The 232-nt window shown below is 59.5% G+C and carries 1 protein-coding gene; it reads left to right on the top strand.

Annotation, left to right across the window (positions count from 1 at the left end; genetic code table 11):
• Positions 1–232 (top strand): hypothetical protein (locus R0J92_RS27030; RefSeq protein ID WP_411053950.1); only part of this gene is annotated, 232 nt, incomplete at both ends.

Raw genomic sequence — 232 nt, 5'->3', positions numbered from 1 at the left:
GTGACCATCTTCCTGCTGAACTTCTTCAAGCGCTACGTGGAGTATTGCTCTACCGCCGCACTGGAAAACCAGTTGGATGACGTGAGTGCCGGGGGCAAGGACTACAAGGAACTGCTGGACAGCTTCTGGCGCGATTTCTCGGCGGCAATCTCCGAGACCTCGGATCTGCGGATCTCCGAGGTGCTGGATGTGCTGGACGAAGCGCTGGCACCGCAGCTCTATCCACCGCGCG

Source organism: Tritonibacter sp. SIMBA_163, assembly GCF_046535935.1.
Classification (GTDB): domain Bacteria; phylum Pseudomonadota; class Alphaproteobacteria; order Rhodobacterales; family Rhodobacteraceae; genus Epibacterium; species Epibacterium scottomollicae.
The sequence above is the reverse complement of the archived record's forward strand: the minus strand, read 5'-3'. Positions and strand labels throughout refer to the sequence as shown.